Here is a 20,703-nt window from a genome sequence, read left to right on the forward strand (position 1 = left end):
AGGACATTATGCGCAGGACCTACTCGATCATCGCCTTGGTCGTGGCCTTCGGCGTCGCAGTCCAGGCCGCTTCCATCGCGTTCGCCCTGGGCGGGGTGGCGCACTACATCCAGGGCGGCGGCGTCCTCGACAAAGCACTCGTGGAAAGCCGCCAGGCGACTTTTACCGGTGACCTCGGTTTCCCCATCCACGGAATCGTGGGCGGGATGGTAATACCTGTGGCCGCCCTGGCGCTTCTCGTGGTCGCATTCTTTGTCAAGGTCCGCGGTGCACGCCTGTGGGCGGCAATCGTGCTCGGCGTTGTGGCATTGCAGATCACCCTCGGGTACTCGATCACGGACATGCCCTATCTCGGCCTGATCCATGGGGCGAACGCGCTGGCTGTGCTGCTCACTGCCGTGTATGCGGCGCTGCGGGTCGGCCGGCCCGCCTTGGGCCGCTCCAATGAACGTGCTTCTTCCGATGCCGTCGCCACATGACCTGGTCCGTCGCGTTGCCGCGGGCGTTGCGGCCGCTGCGGCATTGAGCCTCGGCGCGCTCGCGTGGAGCTCCACACTGCTCGGTGAGTACTCCGTCATGGATATGGGCGGCGGGCACAGCGGCCATATCCAGGCCGCGGTCGGTGCGGCGGGGACGGGCACCGGCGCCGTAACTGCCGGTGCCGCCGTCATGGTCACGGACCTGGTGGCGGACCCGCTCCGGCGTCCGGATGTGCGCGTTGAGCTCGTCGCCCGTTCGCAGACGATCAACGTCCCGGGCGGACGTGCGGTGGAGGGGTACACAGTGAACGGCACCTCGCCCGGACCGACGGTCCGCGCCCGGCAGGGCGACCTGGTCGAGGCGGTGTTGGTCAACGAGTCCGTGGCGGCGGGTGCCACCCTGCACTGGCATGGCATCAACGTACCGAACGCGGCGGACGGCGTGGCCGGCATCACCCAGGACGCGGTCCCCGTCGGAGGCCGCCACACTTACCGCTTCATCGCGGACGACGCCGGCACGTACTGGTACCACTCCCATCAGGTATCCCATGAGCAGGTGGAGCGGGGGCTGCTCGGGGCGGTTGTCATCGACCCTGCGTTGCCGGCGGCAAGTCCGGCGGCCGGGGGCGGCGACGCCGGCCCCGGCGCAGACGCCGTCGCCCTGCTGCATGTCTACGGCGGCCAACATACCCTCAACGGGCGGGCGCAGGACCAACACGTTCCGGCCGGCCCCCGCTCAACCGTGCGCATCCGCGTCATCAACACGGACCAGGGCACTGCCGCCGTCTGGTCCGCTGCTCCCTTCCGGGTCGCGGCGATCGACGGGCACGAGGTGAACGCCCCGGGACCCGTCGAGGGCCGGACAGTCCTGGTGCCCGCGGGCGGGCGCGTGGATGTCCTGGTGCAGGCGCCAGCGCGGGGTTCGGCGCGGCTGCATGCCGGCGGGGCCCGCAGCGTCTCCGTGGGTGACCCGGCAGCCATCGTGCCGCCGGCCCGGCAACCCGGAGAGACGCTGGACCTCCTGGCGTACGGTGCCGCGGCCGCACCCACTTTCGACCCGGAGTCTCCGGACCGGACCTTCGATTACGTAATTGGACGGCGCTATGGGGTCATCGACGGGCGCCCCGGCAACTTCTGGACAATCAACGGGCAGCAGTTCCCCAACGTCCCGATGTTCCACGTACGCGAGGGCGACGTCGTCGCGATGCGCATTGTCAACGAAACCGGAGAGGTGCATCCGATGCACCTGCACGGCCATCACGTGGTCGTTCTCACGCGGAATGGGGTCCCCGCGTCAGGCAGCCCATGGTGGGTCGATTCCCTCGACGTCCACCCCGGAGAGTCCTACGAGATCGCGTTTGTGGCAAACAATCCCGGCATCTGGAGCGACCACTGCCACACGCTCAGCCATGCCACGGACGGCCTCGTTGCCCATCTCATGTACGAAGGAGTTGCCACGCCGTTCACCATCAACGGCCCCGCGGGCAACGCGCCGGAGTAAAGGAAGGTCATCGGGAAGCTTTCGCGGACGTCAAAGCAGCGGAGAACCTTGCACGGGGAACACGCTCAGCGCGTGTATCCGGAGGGCGCCAGCCGGGCGGCATAGGCCGCGGCCTCAGCGCGGTTGCGAAGGCCCAGCTTCTCCAGCACGCTGCTTACGTGGTGGGCCACCGTCTTGCGGCTGATGAAGAGCTGGCCGGCAATTTCCTGATTTGAATACCCCATAACCAGCAGGCCGAGGATTTCCTGCTCGCGCCGGGTGAGGACGCCGGCTTCGCGGGGAACGGACCTGCCCCCGGCGCCCCAGGACCGCAGCAGTGCCGCAGCCATATCGGCGTCATGGGATGCTCCCAGCCTGTCCAGTGTGGAGAGCGCGGCACGCGCTTCGGAAATGGCGAGCGAAGACTGGCCATGGGCCAGGACACGGGCGAGTTCAAGCCGCGTCCGCGCGGTTTCCAGCGGAAGCTCCAGTTGCCCGAACCAGTCAAGGGCAGCTTCAAAACAGTCCGTGGCCGGGCCCGGCCGGCCCTCCGCCGCCGCAACCTTCCCCCTGGCCAGGGCGGCATGGGCGGAAACCAGCCGCACTTCCCCGGCACCGGCATCCAACCCGGCGAGCTGCTCGGCAACAGCCGCTGCGGCGGCGGGCCTGCCTGCCGCCAGCTGCGCTTCCACGAGCAGGCCGAGTGCAGCGGCCGCTTCCAGGGAGGACCGCTGCGCGCCGGCGGGCAGCTGCGGGCCAACGCCGTCGATGCTGCCGTGGTCCGAACGCAGCCAACGTTCCGCCAAGGTAACGGCGGCGGCCGGTTCGTTCCTCGCGAGCGCCAGGCCGGCCGCAACCAGGCTGGTCTGCGCCGGGGCGCCGATGCCCTCAATCAAGGCTTCCGCTTCCTCGAAACGTCCCTGGCGCAGGCGAAGCTCGGCGAGGCTCGCGATGGCCCGGTGGTACATGCCGGGGAAAACTTCCCTGCTGGTCGCCGCCGCGCGCCGCAGTTCTTCCTCCGCCTCGGCCCAATGGCCCGTCAGCAGGAGAACGCGCCCGTGAACCACGCGGCACTGGACATAAAGGAAGGGGCAGCCGTGGGTCTGCATGCAGTCGTCTGCGGCCTGCGACCACTGGGTAGCCCGCCTGAGGTCGCTGAGCAGGTCGCAGACCGTCAGCATCGAACAGCTCGCCATGACTACCGTGTGGAACGTGGTCCCGTCGCCGCCCAGGGCGCTCGCCATCGCCTCGTCCACGCAGCGAAGCCCGGCCTGGATCTCCCCTTCCTTGACCAGGGCGACTCCGCGCTCCGCGAGTGCACACACCGCCAGGTCCGGGTCACCCAACTCATTCGACGTGGCCAATGCGCGCTCGAGCAGATCGCGGCACCGGCGGGTGTCAGTGGACAGCAGCGCCGCACAGTAATCCACCCAGGCGAGCGATAGCCCGTCGTCGGGCCCGGCCATGCTCTCTGCCCGCGCCAGCCATCCCCTTGCCGCCGCGTCGTTGCCAAGGGACATCGCATAGACAAGACACAGCCATACGGCGGAGTCGATCGCTTCAGCCGCATTTCCCGCGCGGCGGCTGGCGGCGTAAGCGCGCTCACGGCAGCGGACGCTTTCACCGAGTTCGCCGAGAAAAAAGAGGGCATCACCCAAGCCTGCCAGCGCGGCTGCCGATCCCGTTCCGGAGAGAAGCTCCTCGAACGCTGCCCGCGCATCGGCCCACCGCCCGGCTTCCAGTGCCGCGTAGCCTCTCGCTGTTACATCCTTCAGCGCCACGCTTCAATTACAGCACTTGCCCCGTCTGTTCCCTAGGCCCGGAGCATGGGGTGGGCAGGCATCAACCCCGCAGGAACGGGGCCGCCCGTGTGAGCCAAAAATGGGCCAGTTGACCGATCCGCCGGCCCCCTGATCCGGGCAAGCTGAAATTGTCCCGACCCACGGACAACAGATCGGAGTAAGGAGCAAACGATGAGCGCAGACGCATTCGCCAGGGCAATGGAGGCCGTCAACGCCCATGATGCGAAGGCCTTTGCCGGGACCTATGCAGCGGACGCGGTAGTCCATGACCCGCTTTACCCAGAGCCGCTCAAAGGACGGGACGCCATCGAGCAGGACATGGTGGAACTCCTTCGGGCGTTCCCCGACGCCCGCCTGACCATGGGGCCCGTGCTCCAGGGCGGTGAAACCTTCGCAGCCGAATACACCCTGCGGGGCACGCACCAGGGGCCGCTGGCATCGCCGGGCGGTGAGATTCCGGCCACCGGCAAGTCCATCGAAAACGGCGTCGCCGTCTTCTCGAAGTCCAACGCCGACGGGGAAGTGTCCGAAGAACGCCGCTACTACGATATTGCCGGCCTGTTGGCACAGCTGGGACTGGGACCTGCAACCTGAGCTCGAAACCAAGGCCCGCCGAAGGCCGCGTCAGGCCTGCAGCCGGGCCACTGCTTCCTCGCGCATCTCCACTTTGCGGACTTTCCCGGAGACCGTCATGGGGAAGCTGGCCCGGATGTCCACGTAGCGCGGGATCTTGTAGTGGGCCAAACGGCCGCGGCAGAAGTCGGCGAGGGCAGAAGCATCCAGTGGTTCCGCCCCCGGTTCCAGGATGATGCAGGCCATCAGTTCCTCGCCGTACTGCGCATCCGGGACACCGATGACCTGCACGTCCCGGATGGACGGGTGGGTGTAGAGGAACTCTTCGATTTCCCGGGGATAGATGTTCTCTCCGCCCCTGATCACCATGTCCTTGATCCGGCCCTCGATCACCACGTAGCCGTCCCCGTCCATGCGGGCGAGGTCGCCGGTGTGCATCCATCCCTCGGCGTCGATGGCCTCGGCCGTCTTGTCCGGCTGGTTCCAGTACCCTTCCATCACCGCGTAGCCCCGGGTGCACAACTCGCCGATTTGCCCGCGCTCCAGGACATCTCCGGAGCCCGGGTCCACGATCTTGCTCTCCAGGTGCGGCATGGTCCGTCCCACGGTTTCGGTGCGGTGCTGCAGGGTATCGCCCTGCCGGGTCATGGTGGACACCGGGGATGTCTCCGTCATCCCGTAGCAGATGGCAACATCATGCATGTTCATCTCCGAGATCACCCGGTTCATCACCTCGATGGGGCACAGGGAGCCGGCCATGACGCCGGTGCGCAGGGTTGAGAGGTCGTAGGACGCAAAGTCGGGCAGCGCGAGTTCGGCGATGAACATGGTGGGCACGCCGTACAGCGACGTGCCGCCGAAATCCTGGACAGCTTCCAGGGCGGCAGCCGCGCTGAAACCGCGGCCGGGGATGATGGTGGCCGCACCGTGGCTCAGCGCGTTCAGGTTGCCGATCACCATGCCGAAGCAATGGTAGAAGGGCACGGGTATCACTACCCTGTCGTGTTCGGTGTAGCCGAGCAGCTCGCCAATGGAAAACCCGTTGTTCAGGATGTTGTGGTGCGTCAGGGTGGCTCCTTTGGGGAATCCCGTGGTCCCGGACGTGTACTGCAGGTTGATGGGATCGTGCGGTCCGAGTTCTGCCATGCGGGCCTTCAGGCCGGAATGTCCGACGTCGTCCGCCCGCCGAAGCACCTCGGCGTAGGTCAGTTCCGCGTCACTGAGGGGGACGCCGGCGTCGAGCCCTTCCCCGCCAGGCCCTTCCCCGCCAGGCGAGGGAAGGAAGACCAGCTGGCGCAGGTCGGGGCACCCTGCGAGCGCCCGGCGGGCCATCCCCACGTAGTCGCTGTTCCGGTCCGACGGCGCCGTGACCAGCATCCGCATGCCGTTCTGCTTCACCACGAATTCCAGCTCGTGGCTGCGGTAGGCCGGGTTGACGTTCACCAGGATGGCGCCGGCCTTGGCCGTGGCGTACTGCAGCAGCGTCCACTCGGCGCAGTTCGGGCTCCAGATCCCCACCCGGTCCCCTTTGGCGACGCCCATAGCGAGGAGCGCACGCGCCAGCCTGTCGACGTCGTCATTCATTTTTGTGTAGCTCCAGCGGCGCGCATCCGCCCCCGGAAGAGGCGCCGCCTCAATCAGCGCGTCGTGGAAGGGGAACCGCTCCACCACCCGCTCAAAGTTCTGGCCAATGGTCTCCTCAAGCAGCGGGACGTCAGTGTCCCCGGCTGTGTAAGCGCGCATGGTGGCACGCTACCAAGTGGCCCCCGGCAATAAAAGCACCGCGGAACCACAACACCCGGGTGTCCGGCGCAACAGAGGCAAAGCCCTCCCCTGCTGCCGGTATTGTGAAATCCATGAGTTCACCCATTGACCTGCAGGCAACGTTCATCCCCAACGACGGCGAGTTCCACCGTGTAAAGCTGGCGCTCGAAATAGCCATCGACGAGGTGGTGAACGAACCGGGCTGCATCCGTTACGAGCTGACCGAAGCCACCGAAGAGAAGCTGGTCCTGACCGAGCAGTGGGCGTCGGAGGAGGATCTGGCCAAGCATTCCAAGGGCATCGCGGTGCAGGACCTCAACGAATCGCTGAGCGCGCTGCTGGCGGAACCGGTCAAGGTGGAACGGATCTAGCCTGTCCGAATCAGCTGCTTTAAAGCGAATGCGGGACCTCCCAGTGGGAGGTCCCGCATTCGAAGTTAAGGGGGGATCAGGCGTCCGGGATCTGGGTTCCGTCCTGGGGGCCGGCCTGCCTGCCGGCCGTTGCAGCGGCTTCTTCCCGCTGGCGTGCCACATGGGCATGGACTTCCTCCATGTCCAGCGCCTTCACGGCATCCACCACCTGTTCGAGCTGCTGGGCGTTCAGCGCACCGGGCTGCGAGAACACCAGCACCTTTTCGCGGAAGGCCATCAGGGTGGGGATGGACGAGATGCCTGCCTCGGCGGCCAGCTGCTGCTCCGCCTCCGTGTCCACCTTGGTGAAGAGGACATCCGGGTGCTTCTCCGAGACCGCTGAGTACGTAGGCCCGAACTGCTTGCAGGGGCCGCACCATTCCGCCCAGAAATCCACCAGGACAATGTCGTTGCCTTCGATGGTGGATGCGAACTGTTCACCTGTGATGTCAAGGGTAGCCATGTGTCAACGGTACGCGTGATGCCCGGGCCTGTCCTGTTCAGGGAGCCCTTGTTCGCTCCGCGCGTGATCGGGAATAACCGGGCGCCCTCCATGTACACGGCCGCCCGCGGAGCCTAGTCTGGGGGTCACCAGCCGCTGTGTTCGCGTCCAGGAGGGCTCATGGCCACCGCTGTTTCCGCCCGGTCCCTGACCAAGAGGTTCGGCCGCAGGGAAGTGCTGCACGGCATTGATTTCGAGGTGGAGACCGGAACGGTGTTCGGCGTGATCGGACCCAACGGCGCCGGCAAGACCACCACCATGCGCTGCCTGCTGGACATCATCCGGCCCAGCGGGGGCGAGATCCGCGTCCTCGGCATTGATCCGCGGCGGGGCGGACCCGGGCTTCGCCGCCGCATCGGCTACCTGCCCGGAGAGTTGTTCCTCGAAGGCCGGGTGACGGGCCGCAAGCTGCTGGCGCACTACCAGGCCATCAGCGGGCCCGTTCCGCCGGGGCGCATTGACTGGCTCGCCGAGCGGCTGGGGCTGGACCTCGACCGCCACACGCGCCAGCTGTCGAAGGGCAACAAACAGAAGCTCGGGCTGGTCCAGGCGTTTATGCACCAGCCGGAACTGCTGGTCCTCGATGAACCCACGAGCGGCCTGGATCCGCTGGTCCAGCAGGAGTTCCACGCGATGGTGCGGGAGGCGAAACACCGCGGACAGACCATCTTCCTCAGCTCCCACGTCCTGAGCGAGGTGCAGCAGACGGCGGACACGGTGGCCATCCTCCGCGATGGCCGGATCATCACCGTCGAGTCGGTCGAAGGGCTGCGCGAAGGGGCCGTGCGCCACGTCCGCTTCACCACGCACGGCATCCCGGCGTCCGACGCCGTGGCGCTGCTGTCGGGGGTGCCCGGCATCGGACAAGTGGAGGTGCTTGAGGCGGACGGCAGCGTGACGCTGTCCGCTGTACTGGAGGGCGCCATCCAGCCGCTGGTCAGGATGCTGGGTTCCCTTGAGCTGACGGACCTGGTGCTCGATGAGCCTGACCTGGAGGAAGCCGTGCTCAAGATGTACTCAGGCCAGCCGGAGGACGCGCGGTGACAACACTTCCCTTGTTCCGCCGCGCCTTCCTCGACACGTGGCGCTCCACCCTGGGCTGGGCGGCCGGACTGGCCGCAGCCTGTTTCCTCTACCTCCCGCTGTACCCGTCCCTCGGCGGCAGCGCGGAAATGCAGGACATGGTCAACGCTCTCCCCCCGGAGATGACAAAGGCGCTGAACTATGACCAGATCGCCACTGGACCCGGCTACGCACAGGCCACCCTGTACGGACTCCTTGGCTTCATGCTGATGACCATAGCCTCTGTCGCCTGGGGCGCCGCGGCCGTGGGCGGGGACGAGGAATCGGGTCAGCTGGAACTGACCCTGGCCCACGGTGTGACCCGCGGCCAGGTGGTACTGGAGCGGGCGCTGGCACTGTTCCTGCGCGTGGTCCTGCTTGCTGCCCTGGTCTGTGCGCTCGTCTGGCTGCTGAACGGGCCCGCGCAGCTGGATATCAAGCTGGACAATCTGCTGGGTGCCACCGTCCTGTTTGCCGGGCTGGCGCTCCTCAGCGGAACGGCTGCCCTGTGCGTCGGCACTGTCACGGGCCGGCGGACCTATGGACTGGCCGCGGGCGCCACCGTGGCCGTGCTCGGTTACGTGTTCAACGCCGTGGGGCGCCAGAGCAAGGAGGTGGAGTGGCTGCTGGAGCTGAGCCCCTACCACTGGGCGTACGGCAATTCGCCGGTGGCCAACGGGGCGGACTGGGCGGCGGCAGCGTGGCTGTGGGGCATTTCGGCGGCACTCGTTGCGGTGGCCGCCGTCGCACTGGAACGGCGGGACGTGGGCGCTTAGGCGCTACGCTTCCCAGTCATGCGGCGCCGGCGTCCTGCTGCCAGGCAGCGCACTGGACGCCCGCCACTCGTGGATCCAGTCGGGGAGGACCAGGTCCGCAGGCGGCTCGCCGAACTCGCGCAGGATCTCCTCCTGGCTGACCGGCCGGCCCTTGGCCACCAGCCGGGTGGCGATGTACGCGCGGGCGTAGACCTCGCCGTCGGCCACCATGCGCTGCTCGAAGAAGATCGCCTTGGCATCCAGCCCGATGATACGGGTCTCGATGGTGTAGTGCTGCCACAGCTGGAGGGACTTCCGGAAGGCGATGGTCTCCGCGGCCACCACGGGGCCCCATCCGCGCCGGCGCATCCGCTTCCAGACTCCGCTGCGCACCATGAGGTCGAACCGGCCCAGGTCCATGAGGGACAGGTACATGCCGTTGTTGACATGCAGGGCGATATCGATGTCCGTGGGCAGCACCCGCAGCGGGAGTGAGGCACTGTCCCAGACCGTCACCGGCGGGCGGCGCGAGGATCGGAAGAGCATCAGGAGGGTTCTCAGGAGCAGGTGCATCCCCTTATGCTACCCGCCAGTAACATGCATGGCCGCAGCCGGCGGTGGAGCTGTTAGTAGGATTTCCTGCATGACCCAACAACGCTACCGGGACCTGGCGGACTGGCCGCTGACGGTGACTGCGCTCGTCTTCCTGGGAGCGTACGCATGGCAGGTGATTGGCAGGCTGGAGGGCAGTGCGGCCATCTGGCTCGAGGCAGTCATGTGGGCGACATGGGGCATCTTCGTGGTGGACTACCTGGCAAACCTGTGGCTCGCGGGCGACCGCAGCACCTGGTTCATCCGGAACCTGCATGAACTGGTGATTGTGGCCCTGCCGTTCTTCCGGCCGCTGCGCCTCCTCCGCCTGGTGACGCTCCTGTCCGTGCTGCACCGGACGCTGGGCGACACGCTCAGGGGACGCGTGGTCACCTACGTGGTGGGCTCGGCCACGATGCTGGTGTTCGTTGGAGCCCTCGCAGTCCTGGATGCGGAGCAGTCCGCACCGGACGCGAAGATCATTACCTTCGGCGATGCCCTTTGGTGGGCCATGACCACCATCACCACCGTGGGTTACGGCGACATGTACCCGGTGACGCCGATCGGCCGCATGGTGGCGGCTGCGTTGATGATGAGCGGCATTGCCGTCCTGGGTGTGGTGACGGCGTCCATTGCGTCGTGGCTGGTCCAGCGGGTGGAGGATACCGCCGAGGCTGTGTCCGAGGCGGAGGAGCCGGTCCGTGCCGAAATGGCGGGGCTCGTGGCGGAAATTGCCGCGCTCCGGGCCGAGATCGCCGAGATGCAGGAGCGGCGCACGCCGTAGTCCGCCCGGCTGCGGGCAAGTATCGGGTTGCCGGCGGTTGAGTAGTCGGTGCCGCGTTATCGGGTATCCCGCGCAAATATTCGGGTATTTCCTACTGGTGCCGCCCGCCGTGCTCCCTTCCTAGACTCGGGATTCCTAGGACCTGACACGTGCGGGCGGGTCCCCCGGGCTGGCTTCCCGGGGGTCCTGCCTCCTCACGGGGCCTCCGTATTTTCTGGGTATGCGGACGCTCCATCACGCGCCTTTTTGTGCAGCCCGGCAACAGCTGGGGGCGGCCGGGCGCATATTTCCTAAATCCGTCCTGCCTGCTGAAGCGCACAGCGCCAGCCTGCCTGGACCGAACCCGGATGGGCTACCCATGAACCAGCCATACCTCTCCACTCCCGAAGGCCCCAGCAGGAGCTTTGCCACCGATGAACCCCGCACCGACCTCACCGGCGTGCGGCCGGCCATCAGCAACAAGCTGTGGGCCGGCATGGCCACTGCCGCTGTGGTGGCCGCCGTCGGCGTCGGTGCCCTGGCGGCGCCTCCCGCGTCGCTGACCCAAAGCACGACGGCGATCGGCCAGGTTGCCGGAGCCGCGGCACCTGAAGTGCCGGCCGCCGCAGCGGAAGCTGTTTCGGCGGCAGAAGCGCCAGCCCCGGAAGCGGAAGCTCCGGCGCCCGCGGTTCCCGAAACTGCGCCACCGGCTGAACCGGCACCTGCCCCTGCTCCGGCGCCCGCCCCTGAACCCGCGCCTGCGGGTGATCCGAACGTCTACACCGTGGTGCCCGGAGATACTGTCGGGGCCATCGCGGCCAGTCACGGCGTGGACATGAACGCGATGCTCGCCGCCAACGGCCTCGGCCCGTTCAGCATCATTTACCCGGGCCAGACGCTGGTCCTGACCGGCCCGCCTGTTGCGGCGCCGGCGGCCCCCGCTTCCGCCCCCGTTGCGGCGTCCGTTCCCGCCCCGGCACCCGCAGCCGCCGCTCCGGCACCTGTCTTTGCCGCACCCGCGGTCCGCACCATTTATGTGGCGGGCGCCGGCGGCCAGGCCATGGTGGACGCCTGCATCGGTCCCATCCACTACACCCCCAATGACGGCTATTCGCTCTTCATCACGGAGCACGATTTCTGCGGCGGCTGGGCACGTTTCTCCGGCATTGGGGTGGGCGAGACGGTCAGCGTCCCGGGCTATGGAACGTACACGGTTTCGGCACGGGGACAGGTGCCCAACCCGGGAACCACCAACGACGTGATTGCGGTCTTCGGCGGCTTCCCCCGGGCCATCCTGCAGACCTGCATCCCCGGCACCAGCCAGATGCTCCTGATCGCGCTGAACTGACTGCCAAGGTTGCCCTGGCATAGCTTGTCCGCGGTCCCTGGCCTTCAAGGCAGGGAGCCGCGGACAAGGGCATGAACTGCGCCAGGAAGACCCCGGCTATGCGTTCATCCGCTTGCGCTCCGAGATATGCTCCACCAGTTCGCCCACGCGCTGTTCCGAGTAGTTGCGGGCGATGTCCCCCTGGCTGATGATGCCAACCAGCTTGTGGTCGGCAATCACGGGGAGCCGGCGGACCTGGTGTGTTTCCATCATTTCAATGGCGGCGTCAACGTTCGCGTCGGCATCGATCCAGTACGGCTTGCCCGAGGCGAGTTCGCTGGCCATCATTTCGCGCGGATCACGTCCGGCGGCCACGCACCTGATCACGATGTCACGGTCGGTGATCATGCCATGCAGCTTGCCGTCGTCGCCGCAGATGGGCAACGATCCGCAGTCCAGGTCCTTCATCATCCGGGCGGCATCTGCCAGGGACTGGTTTTCCTTAATACACTGTGCGTCCGTAGTCATGAATTCACGTACGGCACTCATTGGTCCTCCTTCATCGATTGGTATCGACGCAGGGCATCGGGCACATGCGCCGATGCTGCCAGACTACGCCCGGGCCTTGCCGATGTCGACGGCGGTTTGGCACCGTTCCGGGGCAGCTTCGGCCCCTGGACGGCCCACGTCAGTCAGCCGATGCCCGGCTCTTTTGGGCCCGGAACGTGAGGTCCAGCTCCCAGTCCTGGGGAGCCGTGGGGCCAAGTTGCCAGACGTACTCGTTCTTTAGCTTTGAACCGTCCGATGTGAAGGGGCCGGTGCGCAGCGGATAAAAAGCAATCGTCGGGAGGCTTGCCTCAGGTGAAGTAAGGATTGCGTTGTTGAAGTCACCGTTCATGCTTCTTAGTCGTTCAAGGATGTATGTCCGGTAGGAAGCTGCCTCGAAGGTGCCCTCGGTGGTGGCTTTCGAGGTGAGCTGAAGCGCGATGTGAAGCTGCCGGTTTCCCGACGCATCCTCAAAACTGACAAGCCGATGGTTTTCGACTGCTGACAGAAGGCTCTGGTCACTGCTAAGGACGTCGCGCAATGCATCCGGCGCCACAACTGCTCCGTTGAAGTCGACGGACAGGTCGCTCCTGCCGTAATGGAAGAGCACGGGCAGATCGAGGAACTGCTGGCGGATGACGTGTTCGAGCCCAAATTCCCGAAGCACAGCGTTGAGCTCACGCACGCGCAGCACGTGTCCGCGGTCATGAATGTTGTAACGGATCCGCGGGTTGACGTTCTCCTTGCGCACGATCGTGACGACGAGTTCGCCGTCCCCGTTCGTTTCGATGAGGTAGTCGTACGGGTTGAACTGGAAGATCATCGGGAGCACGCCGTATTCGTCCTGCCGGGTGAGCCGTGACGACAGTTCCGGGTTGGCCGCGATCGCCTGGCGAAGCTCCACGGTGTAGTCCGTTTCGATGGCTATGTTGATCTCAAGGTCGGACGCACCGTACGAGCCGAAGGCACTGTGGGCGTACTTCGTGATGTGGGCCCGCATGTTCTCGCTGATGCCCTCGCCGCCGAATGCCGCCACGATATCGTAGTCCTCCCAGATGATCCGCTCGTCGTCGAACAGGGCTTTCAGGAAGGGCGGATAGCTAAGGATGATGTAGGTGTAATCCGGGCCGAACTCCAGCATCGTGGCGATTACTTTGTCGCGGTCCGGGCCGATTGATTTGATCATTGTCACGTCTGTCAGGGAAGTCGTGACGTTCATCCCTGTTGCCCATGCTCCGAGTGAGAAGCAGTTGAGCACGAACGGCTGCTTCCTCAGTGTCTCGGCGGTACGCGAAAAGCCAACTTGGAGCAGCTGCCTTGTGGCAAGACGTTCGTCGCGGCCACGCACCCAGCTGGTTGGAACACCCGAGCTTCCGGAAGATTCATCGACAACCACTCCGTGGCGGGGAAGCACGCCGTCCACGCTGCGGGCAGGAATGGTCCAGCGTTTGATGTAGCTGTCCTTGTCCATCTCCGGCAGCGCGGCGAAGGCCTCCGCCACCGTCCTGCGTTTAAGGGAAAGCCTTCCACTGACGCCATGCTCGGAGAGGAACTCACGATAAGCAGGGACCCGTTTAGCCGCCATCTCAAAGGTCCGCCAGGCCCTCCAGCGTCCGGCAGTCCAACGGAAAGGTTCGATGCCCGGCATCAGCAGTATCCGGTGAGTTGAAACCCTTGGCGTAAAGACCCCGACGAATCTGTCCATAAGAAAGACGAACGCAAATATGAGCTTCTTATTCAAGGTGTGGCTCCTGTAAGGACATGTCATCGGTGAGCAGCATCGAGGCCGCCGGGCGGCGGTGAGACTTTGGCGGGGTGTCGCTGTAACCGAACCTGAACAGCATCCACGCCATCCTGTTCGCTGTCTCGTTGATTCCAGCCTTCTCGACGAATTCTGCGTGAGAAGACGGGTTGGTGATCACAGTGCCAAAGGGGTGGAGGGATACGCCCTTTTCCGAAAAAAAGAGCCATACCTGCATGAACGTGCGCCCGGCTTCCAGGAAATGGCCCGGCTCCGCGAACGGGCCCTCCAACCATCCAAGCTGCCGCACGCCACGCATTGTGCGTAGATAGACGGCCTTTATGAAACCGCCGATGGCTGGGAAGGACCAAAGATTACGGTGCTTCATCGCGAATCGAAGCACCCGGCCGGGAATGATCATGGTCTCCGCGCTGAGACCGTCTGCCCGGGCTGCAGCCTCGTCCTTCGAAAACCGCAGCCACTCCATGATCTCGGCGTAGACCGCATTATTGCGCAAGTCGGAAAAGAGAGTTTTTTGATTGATCCGCACGAGCGATGAAACGGTGCGGCTGTCAGCGGTTGAATGAAATGCGTATCCTTGGCGGGCGGCAATGGAAGAAGCTGCCGTTAAAATCGCCTCATCGACCACCCGCTTGTCGTACGGCCGGCGCGACGTCCGCCTGGCCCGGAATGCGGCCAAAGCACTTTCGGCCAAGGGCTGGGAATGGGAGTCAGCTGCAGCAGGTTCCAATCGGACTGTGCCAATAAGATGCAGCCGGTCCTCGGCAGCGAAATCCATTTCGGAAAGCTCAAGGATTTCCACGGTGCGGTAGCCCCGGGCCGCGGCCACCACGGACAGTGACTCCAGGAAGACCCCCGCGCACACGTGGCCGAAAGGGATTCCGAAAGATTCGGCAGGCAGCCCAAGGTCAAGGTCATAATAGACGACTGCCACGGTCTCGCTGATCGGCCTCAGCTTTATCGGCTGGGAATTATGCGGCGAGGGATACCAGCGGACCTCCTCGGCGATATCGAGCCAGGGTCCCTCAACATCGTCAGACATGCCGGCCACCGACAATTTCCCCCCATAAAAATTGCGAATATGTGAGAACACTATCTGCGGCATCATCAAGATCCGCCCAGATTTGTCACAGGATTGGAAAAAGATCGGGCAGCCTGCCCACCTGGCGTGATCCGAAGCCGATCCAGGGCGACGGCCCGCAGCGGCCGGGCATGACAAAGGCCCGTAGTTTCCAGGAAACTACGGGCCTTTGCTTGGGTGGCAGATGAGGGATTCGAACCCCCGTAGGCGTTGCCAGCTGATTTACAGTCAGCCCCCTTTGGCCGCTCGGGTAATCTGCCGAACTTCAAAAGAAGTACCCGCCGATGCAGTCTGCAGAACGTCCGTTTCCGGGCCGTTCCGCTTCCAGTAACCGCGGGCAAGACAACTTTACAGAACTTCCGCCGAAGAATCGAATCGGGCCGCGCAGGCCCGGAAATCCCTTGAAACAACGGGGAAAGGGAACGGAATCAGGCCTCTCCCAGAATCCTGCCGGCAAGCCGGGCCTCGAACTTCACGGCCTGCTCCTCAGTGATCTGGTTCAGCTGGACTGCACGCAGCAGGTCCTCGCTGACTCCCTCCATCCGGGATGAAGCATCGGCCACCGGAGCGAGGATGATGGAGGCAGCCACCGCTGCTGCGGCCACCGACGACGCCGCTGCTGCCACCGCCCCCGCTGCTGCCGAGGTGGTGCGGGTGGCGTAACGGACGGCCTTGCGGTGCATGGTGTTCCCTTCGAACAACTTCCCAACACGTTCAACTGTTCTCCGCCCTCCTTCGTTCCTGCAGAGCGTCCGCTGGGAGGGAACTGTGAATCCCTGAGCCCCTCAACGCGGCCATCCGTATTAGGCTGGAATGCAGTGATCACCCCCTGTCCGCGCACAGGGCTTCCACCGGCAAAAGGAGAGTCATGGCAGGCGAGTCAACGTTCGACGTCGTAAGCAAGGTAGACAAGCAGGAAGTGGCCAACGCGCTGAACCAGGCGCAGAAGGAGCTGGCGCAGCGCTACGACTTCAAGGGCGTCGGCGCCGAGGTGGATTTCAGCGGCGAAAAGATCCTGATGAAGGCGAACTCCGAGGAACGGGTCCTGGCAGTCCTGGACGTGCTCCAGTCCAAGCTGATCCGCCGCGGCATCTCGCTGAAGTCGCTGGACGCCGGCGAGCCCTATGCGTCCGGCAAGGAGTACCGGCTGGAGGCCTCCATCAAGGAGGGCATCGCGCAGGACCTTGCCAAGAAGATCAACAAGCTCATCCGGGACGAAGCCCCCAAGTCGGTCAAGTCCCAGATCCAGGGCGACGAGCTCCGCGTGACGTCCAAGTCCCGCGACGACCTGCAGGCCACCATGGCCCTGCTGAAGGACTTCGAGGAAGCCGACCTGCAGTTCGTGAACTTCCGCAGCTAGCCGTCCGCCGCCGTCGTTCTCGACGCGCATAATTTCGGCCGACACGCAAGAGGCCGGCGCACCCGGAATAGGGCTGCGCCGGCCTCTTTGCGCGTCCCGGAGACGCCGGACGTCAGCCCAGCGGCCGGCCTGCCATCCGCTCCAGCCGGGAAATCCGGTCCCGCATGGGCGGATGCGTGGCAAACAGCTTGGTCATCGCACCGCCGCGGAAGGGGTTGGCGATCATCAGGTGCGAGGCATTCACCAGCCGCTGGTCCTGCGGCAGCGGTGCGATGGTGACGCCCCGCTCGATCTTGGCCAGCGCTGAGGCGAGCGCCAGCGGATCGCCGGTCAGCTGCGAACCGTCCTCGTCGGCGTCGTACTCCCGGGTCCGGGAAATGGCCATCTGGATCAGCGACGCCGCGAAGGGGGCGAGGAGCGCCATGGCCAGCATCGCCAGCGGATTGGAATTGCGCCGGTCACCGCCGCCGAAGAACAGGAGCATCTGGCCCACCGACGTGATCACGCCTGCGACGGCGGCGGCCACGGACGAGGTGAGGATGTCCCGGTTGTAGACGTGCATGAGCTCGTGGCCCAGGACTCCGCGGAGCTCCCGGGCGTCCAGCAACTGCAGCATTCCCTCGGTCACGCACACGGCGGCGTTCCGGGGATTGCGGCCGGTGGCGAAGGCGTTCGGGTTCATGGTGGGCGAGAGGTAGATGCGCGGCATGGGCTGGTTGGCGCGGACGGACAGTTCCCGGACCATCTGGTACAGCTGCGGCGCCTGCGGTTCCGTGACGGGGTAGGCCGCCATGGCGCGGATGGCGATCTTGTCGCTGTTCCAGTAGCCGTATGCCGTCGTGGCCACGCCCACGAGGGCCATGATCCAGATCGGCGCGGAGCTGCGGGTACTGGTGCCGATCAGCGCCCCGAGGCCCAGCAGCACCGCCCACAGCACCCCGAAGAGCGCCGCGGTCTTGAGCCCGTTGTAGTGTTTGTGCACGTCTCCTCCTTACTCACTATGGAAACGGCTGTCTAGGGGGCAGGGTTCCGCGCGTCGTACCTGCGGAAGCCCGGCTGGAGGCTGGCCGCCGCCCAGGCCCCGGCGATGCACAGCCCGCCGCCGAGCAGCAGGACCCAGCCCTCGGCCGCGAGCCTGGTGGCGCCGCCGGCCAGCAGGTCGCCGATCCTGGGACCGCCGGCCACCACCACGATGAAGACGCCCTGGAGCCGCCCGCGGAGGTGGTCCGGTGTGGCCGCCTGGAGGATGGTGTGGCGGAAGACGCCGCTGATGGAATCGGCAATGCCCGCGAGCGCGCAGCAGACTGCCGCCGGGAGAAGCCAGGGCGTGACCGCCCCGTCCGGTGCACGCCCGGCGAGCAGCACCACCAGGCCGAAGGCCGCCATGGACGCACCCCACCCCATTACCGAGATGACCACGGCGCTCCCTTGCCAGCGGACGCCGCCGAGGGGTCCGGAAAACAGGCCCGCCAGGAAAGCGCCGACGGCGCTGGACGCCAGCAGGACGCCTACGGTCGCTTCGCCGCCGCCGATCATGACGGCACCGATGGCCGGCATCAGCGCCCGCGGCTGGGCAAGGACCATGGCCACCAGGTCGATCACGAAGGTCATCCGGAGGTTGGGCCGCGTGCCGAGGAAACGGAAGCCTTCGACGACGGAGCGGAGTCCGGGCCTGCCCGGGCTCCCTGACGGCGGCAGGGGCGGCAGCCGGTAGACCGCCCACAGCACGAACGCGAAACTTGCGAAATCAAGGGTGTACGTCCAGCCGAACCCCACCCAGGCCACCAGCACGCCGGCCAGCAGCGGACCGGCCGTCATGGCGAGGCCGAAGGACATCATGCTCAGTGCGTTGGCCGCAGGCAGGAGTTCGGTTCGGATCAGCATGGGGAGGATGGCGCTGCGGGCCGGCTGGTTGATGGCCTGCGCGCCGCTCTGCAGCGCCACCAGGAGGTACAGGACCCATACGTTGCCCAGCTGCAGCCAGGACTGCAGCGCGATCAGTCCGGTGGCCAGCCACATGACGGTGGAGGCCAGCAGCGCCACCTGGCGCCTGTCATGGGAGTCGGCGATGGATCCGCCCAGCAGCCCGCCGATCACCAGCGGCACCAGGGCGAAGACCGCCAGCAGGCCGACGTAGAGGCTCTCCCCCGTTATCCGGTAAACCTCAAGGCTCACTGCCACCAGGGTGAGCTGGCTGCCGACGGCGGATACGGCCGAGCCCACCCAGAGCCGGCGGAACGCAGGGCTCTCCCGGAGCGGCGTGATGTCAGCGAGCAGTTTCCCCACCCCGCAACCCTAGCGGCGGCGGTTTCTTCCCGTTCACAACGTGTTAGCCGAGCCTTATTGTGAGATGCTCATAATAAGTGCTTGAATGGTGGCATGACGGAACACTTTGACGGCCACGAGGCATGGGCTGCCGCCCTGCGTGCCCACGGCCGCAGGGTGACCAAACAGCGGCTGGCGGTCCTGGCCGCCGTCGAACGCCACCCCCACTCCCCCGCGGAGAGCATCCTGGCCGCCGCCCGCGCCGAACTGCCTGAGCTGACGGCACAGTCCGTATATGTGGTGCTCGGCGACCTGACGGACCTGCACATGCTCCGCAGGTTCGAACCCCCGCACTCCCCCGCCCTGTACGAGACGCGGGTGGGCGACAACCACCACCACGCCATCTGCATCAGCTGCGGCCGGGTGGAGGACGTCGACTGCGCAGTGGGCCACGCACCCTGCCTCACCCCCCACTGGGATGAAAACGCCAAGCCGATGACCATCCAGATCGCCGATGTCATGTACCAGGGCATCTGCCAGGACTGCCAGCAGTCCCAACAACTTCCTTCCAATCGTCCCCCGCAAGAAATAGAGAAATAGGAGAACAATGACTGCCATTTCAACAACCCAGTCAGGTGCCCCCGTTACGTCGGACGCGCACTCGAAGTCAGTCGGTGCCGACGGTGCCATCATCCTGACTGACCACTACCTGGTGGAAAAGCTCGCCCAGTTCAACCGCGAGCGGGTGCCGGAGCGCGTAGTGCACGCCAAGGGCGGCGGCGCATTCGGTACGTTCAAGGCCACCGAGGACGTGTCCAGGTACACCAAGGCAGCCTTCCTCCAGCCCGGCGTCGAAACCGAAATGCTGATCCGCTTCTCCTCCGTGGCCGGCGAAAGCGGCTCCCCGGACACCTGGCGCGATCCCCGCGGCTTCGCCGTGAAGTTCTACACCACCGAGGGCAACTACGACCTCGTGGGCAACAACACCCCGGTGTTCTTCATCCGTGACGGCATCAAGTTCCCGGACTTCATCCACTCCCAGAAGCGCCTGCCGGGCACGCACCTGCGCGACGCCGACATGCAGTGGGACTTCTGGACCCTGTCCCCCGAGTCCGCACACCAGGTCACCTGGCTCATGGGCGACCGCGGCCTGCCCGCCTCCTGGCGCGAAATGCAGGGCTACGGCTCGCACACCTACCAGTGGATCAACGCCGAGGGCGAGCGGTTCTGGGTCAAGTACCACTTCAAGTCCAACCAGGGCGTGAACTCCATGGGTAGCGAGCAGGCCGAGCAGCTGGCAGGCTCCGACGCCGACTTCTACATCCGCGACCTCTCCGAGAACATCGAGGCCGGCAACTTCCCGTCCTGGGACCTGCACGTCCAGGTCATGCCGTACGAGGACGCCAAGACCTACCGCTTCAACCCGTTCGACCTGACCAAGGTGTGGCCGCACGGCGACTACCCGCTGATCAAGGTGGGCACCATGGAGCTGAACCGGAACCCGGAGAACTACTTCGCGCAGATCGAGCAGGCCACCTTCGCGCCGTCGAACTTCGTGCCGGGCATCGCCGCTTCCCCGGACAAGATGCTGCAGGCCCGCATCTTCTCCTACGCGGACGCCCACCGCTACCGCGTAGGCACCAACCACGCCCAGATCCCGGTGAACCAGCCCAAGAACCAGGTCAACAACTACAGCCAGGACGGTGCCGGGCGCTACCACTTCAACGCCCCGTCCGTGCCGGTCTACGCCCCCAACTCCGTTGGCGGCCCGGCCGCAGTCGAGCCGCAGAACCCGGCCGGCGGCTGGGAGAACGACGGCGAGCTGACCCTCGCCGCGCACTCCCTCCACGCAGAGGACGGCGACTTCGTCCAGGCGGGCACGCTCTACCGCGAGGTCTACGACGAAGCTGCGAAGGCCCGCTTCCTCGAGACCATCACCGGTGCAGTGGGCGGCGTCAAGAGCCCCGGCATCAAGGAACGCGCCATCCAGTACTGGACCAACGTTGACGCCGAACTCGGCGCCAAGCTGCGCGCCAACCTCGGTACCGCGGCTGCTCCGTCAGCTCCGTCCTCCGACGCTGAGGCTGCCAACAAGATCGGCTGATCCAGCTCCGTCTTGACTTGCTGAAGACCACCCCGCCGCTGTTCGTGTGGCGGGGTGGTCTTCTTTTTTCCACATAC

The 20,703-nt window shown here is 65.8% G+C and carries 21 protein-coding genes and 1 tRNA gene; 11 read left to right on the forward strand and 11 right to left on the reverse strand.

Annotated features, from left to right (window positions below; translation table 11 throughout):
• The first annotated feature begins 8 nt into the window (after nt 1-8).
• Both SMD14_RS14910 and SMD14_RS14915 read left to right on the forward strand, forming a co-directional pair.
• Nucleotides 9-479: a hypothetical protein gene (locus tag SMD14_RS14910; protein ID WP_321214122.1), complete on the forward strand. Its 471-nt coding sequence runs from the start codon at nt 9-11 to the stop codon at nt 477-479.
• Entirely contained in the window at nt 463-1,980 is a 1,518-nt protein-coding gene (locus SMD14_RS14915) for a multicopper oxidase family protein (protein ID WP_321214123.1), read from the forward strand. The genes SMD14_RS14910 and SMD14_RS14915 overlap by 17 nt, the downstream gene beginning before the upstream one ends.
• A gap of 65 nt (nt 1,981-2,045) precedes the next feature.
• On the opposite strand, the gene SMD14_RS14920 is transcribed toward SMD14_RS14915, so the two are convergent.
• Nucleotides 2,046-3,740: a LuxR C-terminal-related transcriptional regulator gene (locus SMD14_RS14920; protein WP_321214124.1), complete on the reverse strand. Its 1,695-nt coding sequence runs from the start codon at nt 3,738-3,740 to the stop codon at nt 2,046-2,048.
• A 192-nt stretch (nt 3,741-3,932) separates the two neighbouring features.
• Between SMD14_RS14920 and SMD14_RS14925 the strand changes: the two genes are divergently transcribed.
• Entirely contained in the window at nt 3,933-4,355 is a 423-nt protein-coding gene (locus SMD14_RS14925; RefSeq protein ID WP_321214125.1) for an ester cyclase, read from the forward strand.
• A gap of 30 nt (nt 4,356-4,385) precedes the next feature.
• Here the strand turns inward: SMD14_RS14925 and SMD14_RS14930 are convergent, their stop codons facing one another.
• Nucleotides 4,386-6,077 (reverse strand): AMP-binding protein, encoded by a 1,692-nt coding sequence (locus SMD14_RS14930; RefSeq protein ID WP_321214126.1) that lies wholly within the window; start codon nt 6,075-6,077, stop codon nt 4,386-4,388.
• A gap of 113 nt (nt 6,078-6,190) precedes the next feature.
• Here SMD14_RS14930 and SMD14_RS14935 point away from each other — a divergent pair, with 113 nt between their 5' ends.
• The gene (locus SMD14_RS14935; RefSeq protein ID WP_104999812.1) at nt 6,191-6,469 is read left to right on the forward strand and encodes a putative quinol monooxygenase; all 279 of its coding nucleotides are present in this window, start codon (nt 6,191-6,193) and stop codon (nt 6,467-6,469) included.
• A 76-nt stretch (nt 6,470-6,545) separates the two neighbouring features.
• On the opposite strand, the gene SMD14_RS14940 is transcribed toward SMD14_RS14935, so the two are convergent.
• The gene (locus tag SMD14_RS14940; RefSeq protein WP_157241560.1) at nt 6,546-6,971 is read right to left on the reverse strand and encodes a co-chaperone YbbN; all 426 of its coding nucleotides are present in this window, start codon (nt 6,969-6,971) and stop codon (nt 6,546-6,548) included.
• Between the two features lie 159 nt (nt 6,972-7,130).
• Between SMD14_RS14940 and SMD14_RS14945 the strand changes: the two genes are divergently transcribed.
• Together SMD14_RS14945 and SMD14_RS14950 are read left to right on the forward strand one after the other, a co-directional pair.
• Nucleotides 7,131-8,054 (forward strand): ABC transporter ATP-binding protein, encoded by a 924-nt coding sequence (locus SMD14_RS14945; RefSeq protein ID WP_321214127.1) that lies wholly within the window; start codon nt 7,131-7,133, stop codon nt 8,052-8,054.
• On the forward strand, nt 8,051-8,848 hold the full coding sequence (locus SMD14_RS14950) for an ABC transporter permease subunit (RefSeq protein WP_321214128.1): 798 nt from the start codon (nt 8,051-8,053) through the stop codon (nt 8,846-8,848). Before SMD14_RS14945 ends, SMD14_RS14950 begins: the two co-directional genes overlap by 4 nt.
• A gap of 3 nt (nt 8,849-8,851) precedes the next feature.
• Here the strand turns inward: SMD14_RS14950 and SMD14_RS14955 are convergent, their stop codons facing one another.
• The gene (locus SMD14_RS14955; protein ID WP_157241558.1) at nt 8,852-9,400 is read right to left on the reverse strand and encodes a thioesterase family protein; all 549 of its coding nucleotides are present in this window, start codon (nt 9,398-9,400) and stop codon (nt 8,852-8,854) included.
• 70 nt (nt 9,401-9,470) lie between these two features.
• On the opposite strand from SMD14_RS14955, the gene SMD14_RS14960 reads away from it, so the two are divergent.
• On the forward strand, nt 9,471-10,202 hold the full coding sequence (locus SMD14_RS14960; protein WP_321214129.1) for a potassium channel family protein: 732 nt from the start codon (nt 9,471-9,473) through the stop codon (nt 10,200-10,202).
• Nucleotides 10,203-10,560: 358 nt separating this feature from the next.
• The gene (locus SMD14_RS14965; protein WP_321214130.1) at nt 10,561-11,529 is read left to right on the forward strand and encodes a LysM domain-containing protein; all 969 of its coding nucleotides are present in this window, start codon (nt 10,561-10,563) and stop codon (nt 11,527-11,529) included.
• A gap of 96 nt (nt 11,530-11,625) precedes the next feature.
• Here the strand turns inward: SMD14_RS14965 and SMD14_RS14970 are convergent, their stop codons facing one another.
• The 5 genes from SMD14_RS14970 to SMD14_RS14990 form a co-directional block, all read right to left on the reverse strand.
• Entirely contained in the window at nt 11,626-12,057 is a 432-nt protein-coding gene (locus SMD14_RS14970) for a CBS domain-containing protein (protein WP_157241555.1), read from the reverse strand.
• 139 nt (nt 12,058-12,196) lie between these two features.
• Nucleotides 12,197-13,555 carry a CoF synthetase gene (locus tag SMD14_RS14975; RefSeq protein WP_321214131.1) on the reverse strand — a complete coding sequence of 453 codons (1,359 nt, stop codon included), beginning with the start codon at nt 13,553-13,555 and terminating at the stop codon, nt 12,197-12,199.
• A 232-nt stretch (nt 13,556-13,787) separates the two neighbouring features.
• Nucleotides 13,788-14,924, reverse strand: coding sequence for a hypothetical protein (locus SMD14_RS14980; protein WP_321214132.1), 1,137 nt, complete (start codon nt 14,922-14,924; stop codon nt 13,788-13,790).
• Nucleotides 14,925-15,075: 151 nt separating this feature from the next.
• Nucleotides 15,076-15,157: transfer RNA gene (locus tag SMD14_RS14985), tRNA-Tyr, on the reverse strand.
• Nucleotides 15,158-15,325: 168 nt separating this feature from the next.
• Nucleotides 15,326-15,580 (reverse strand): hypothetical protein, encoded by a 255-nt coding sequence (locus tag SMD14_RS14990; RefSeq protein ID WP_157241554.1) that lies wholly within the window; start codon nt 15,578-15,580, stop codon nt 15,326-15,328.
• Nucleotides 15,581-15,765: 185 nt separating this feature from the next.
• On the opposite strand from SMD14_RS14990, the gene SMD14_RS14995 reads away from it, so the two are divergent.
• Nucleotides 15,766-16,257, forward strand: coding sequence for a YajQ family cyclic di-GMP-binding protein (locus SMD14_RS14995; RefSeq protein WP_104998705.1), 492 nt, complete (start codon nt 15,766-15,768; stop codon nt 16,255-16,257).
• Between the two features lie 112 nt (nt 16,258-16,369).
• Here the strand turns inward: SMD14_RS14995 and htpX are convergent, their stop codons facing one another.
• Complete coding sequence (gene htpX, locus SMD14_RS15000) at nt 16,370-17,239, reverse strand: zinc metalloprotease HtpX (protein WP_321214133.1); 870 nt, start codon at nt 17,237-17,239, stop codon at nt 16,370-16,372.
• A 32-nt stretch (nt 17,240-17,271) separates the two neighbouring features.
• Nucleotides 17,272-18,543 (reverse strand): MFS transporter, encoded by a 1,272-nt coding sequence (locus SMD14_RS15005; protein ID WP_321214134.1) that lies wholly within the window; start codon nt 18,541-18,543, stop codon nt 17,272-17,274.
• Nucleotides 18,544-18,636: 93 nt separating this feature from the next.
• On the opposite strand from SMD14_RS15005, the gene SMD14_RS15010 reads away from it, so the two are divergent.
• Nucleotides 18,637-19,122 carry a Fur family transcriptional regulator gene (locus tag SMD14_RS15010; protein WP_157241553.1) on the forward strand — a complete coding sequence of 162 codons (486 nt, stop codon included), beginning with the start codon at nt 18,637-18,639 and terminating at the stop codon, nt 19,120-19,122.
• 7 nt (nt 19,123-19,129) lie between these two features.
• Complete coding sequence (locus tag SMD14_RS15015; RefSeq protein ID WP_157241552.1) at nt 19,130-20,626, forward strand: catalase; 1,497 nt, start codon at nt 19,130-19,132, stop codon at nt 20,624-20,626.
• The last annotated feature ends 77 nt before the right edge of the window (nt 20,627-20,703 follow it).

The sequence above is a fragment of the Pseudarthrobacter oxydans genome, from assembly GCF_034258515.1.
GTDB lineage: Bacteria > Actinomycetota > Actinomycetes > Actinomycetales > Micrococcaceae > Arthrobacter.

Excerpts from the sequence above, each read along its gene's own strand:
- SMD14_RS14940 (WP_157241560.1), bottom strand. The coding sequence starts at position 6,971 with ATGGCTACCCTTGACATCACAGGTGAACAGTTCGCATCCACCATCGAA.
- SMD14_RS14945 (WP_321214127.1), top strand. The coding sequence starts at position 7,131 with ATGGCCACCGCTGTTTCCGCCCGGTCCCTGACCAAGAGGTTCGGCCGC.
- SMD14_RS14970 (WP_157241555.1), bottom strand. The coding sequence starts at position 12,057 with ATGAGTGCCGTACGTGAATTCATGACTACGGACGCACAGTGTATTAAG.
- SMD14_RS14915 (WP_321214123.1), top strand. The coding sequence starts at position 463 with ATGCCGTCGCCACATGACCTGGTCCGTCGCGTTGCCGCGGGCGTTGCG.
- SMD14_RS14935 (WP_104999812.1), top strand. The coding sequence starts at position 6,191 with ATGAGTTCACCCATTGACCTGCAGGCAACGTTCATCCCCAACGACGGC.
- SMD14_RS15015 (WP_157241552.1), top strand. The coding sequence starts at position 19,130 with ATGACTGCCATTTCAACAACCCAGTCAGGTGCCCCCGTTACGTCGGAC.
- SMD14_RS14965 (WP_321214130.1), top strand. The coding sequence starts at position 10,561 with ATGAACCAGCCATACCTCTCCACTCCCGAAGGCCCCAGCAGGAGCTTT.
- SMD14_RS14925 (WP_321214125.1), top strand. The coding sequence starts at position 3,933 with ATGAGCGCAGACGCATTCGCCAGGGCAATGGAGGCCGTCAACGCCCAT.
- SMD14_RS14930 (WP_321214126.1), bottom strand. The coding sequence starts at position 6,077 with ATGCGCGCTTACACAGCCGGGGACACTGACGTCCCGCTGCTTGAGGAG.
- SMD14_RS14980 (WP_321214132.1), bottom strand. The coding sequence starts at position 14,924 with ATGATGCCGCAGATAGTGTTCTCACATATTCGCAATTTTTATGGGGGG.
- SMD14_RS14955 (WP_157241558.1), bottom strand. The coding sequence starts at position 9,400 with ATGCACCTGCTCCTGAGAACCCTCCTGATGCTCTTCCGATCCTCGCGC.
- SMD14_RS14960 (WP_321214129.1), top strand. The coding sequence starts at position 9,471 with ATGACCCAACAACGCTACCGGGACCTGGCGGACTGGCCGCTGACGGTG.
- SMD14_RS15010 (WP_157241553.1), top strand. The coding sequence starts at position 18,637 with ATGACGGAACACTTTGACGGCCACGAGGCATGGGCTGCCGCCCTGCGT.
- SMD14_RS14910 (WP_321214122.1), top strand. The coding sequence starts at position 9 with ATGCGCAGGACCTACTCGATCATCGCCTTGGTCGTGGCCTTCGGCGTC.
- SMD14_RS14995 (WP_104998705.1), top strand. The coding sequence starts at position 15,766 with ATGGCAGGCGAGTCAACGTTCGACGTCGTAAGCAAGGTAGACAAGCAG.
- SMD14_RS14990 (WP_157241554.1), bottom strand. The coding sequence starts at position 15,580 with ATGCACCGCAAGGCCGTCCGTTACGCCACCCGCACCACCTCGGCAGCA.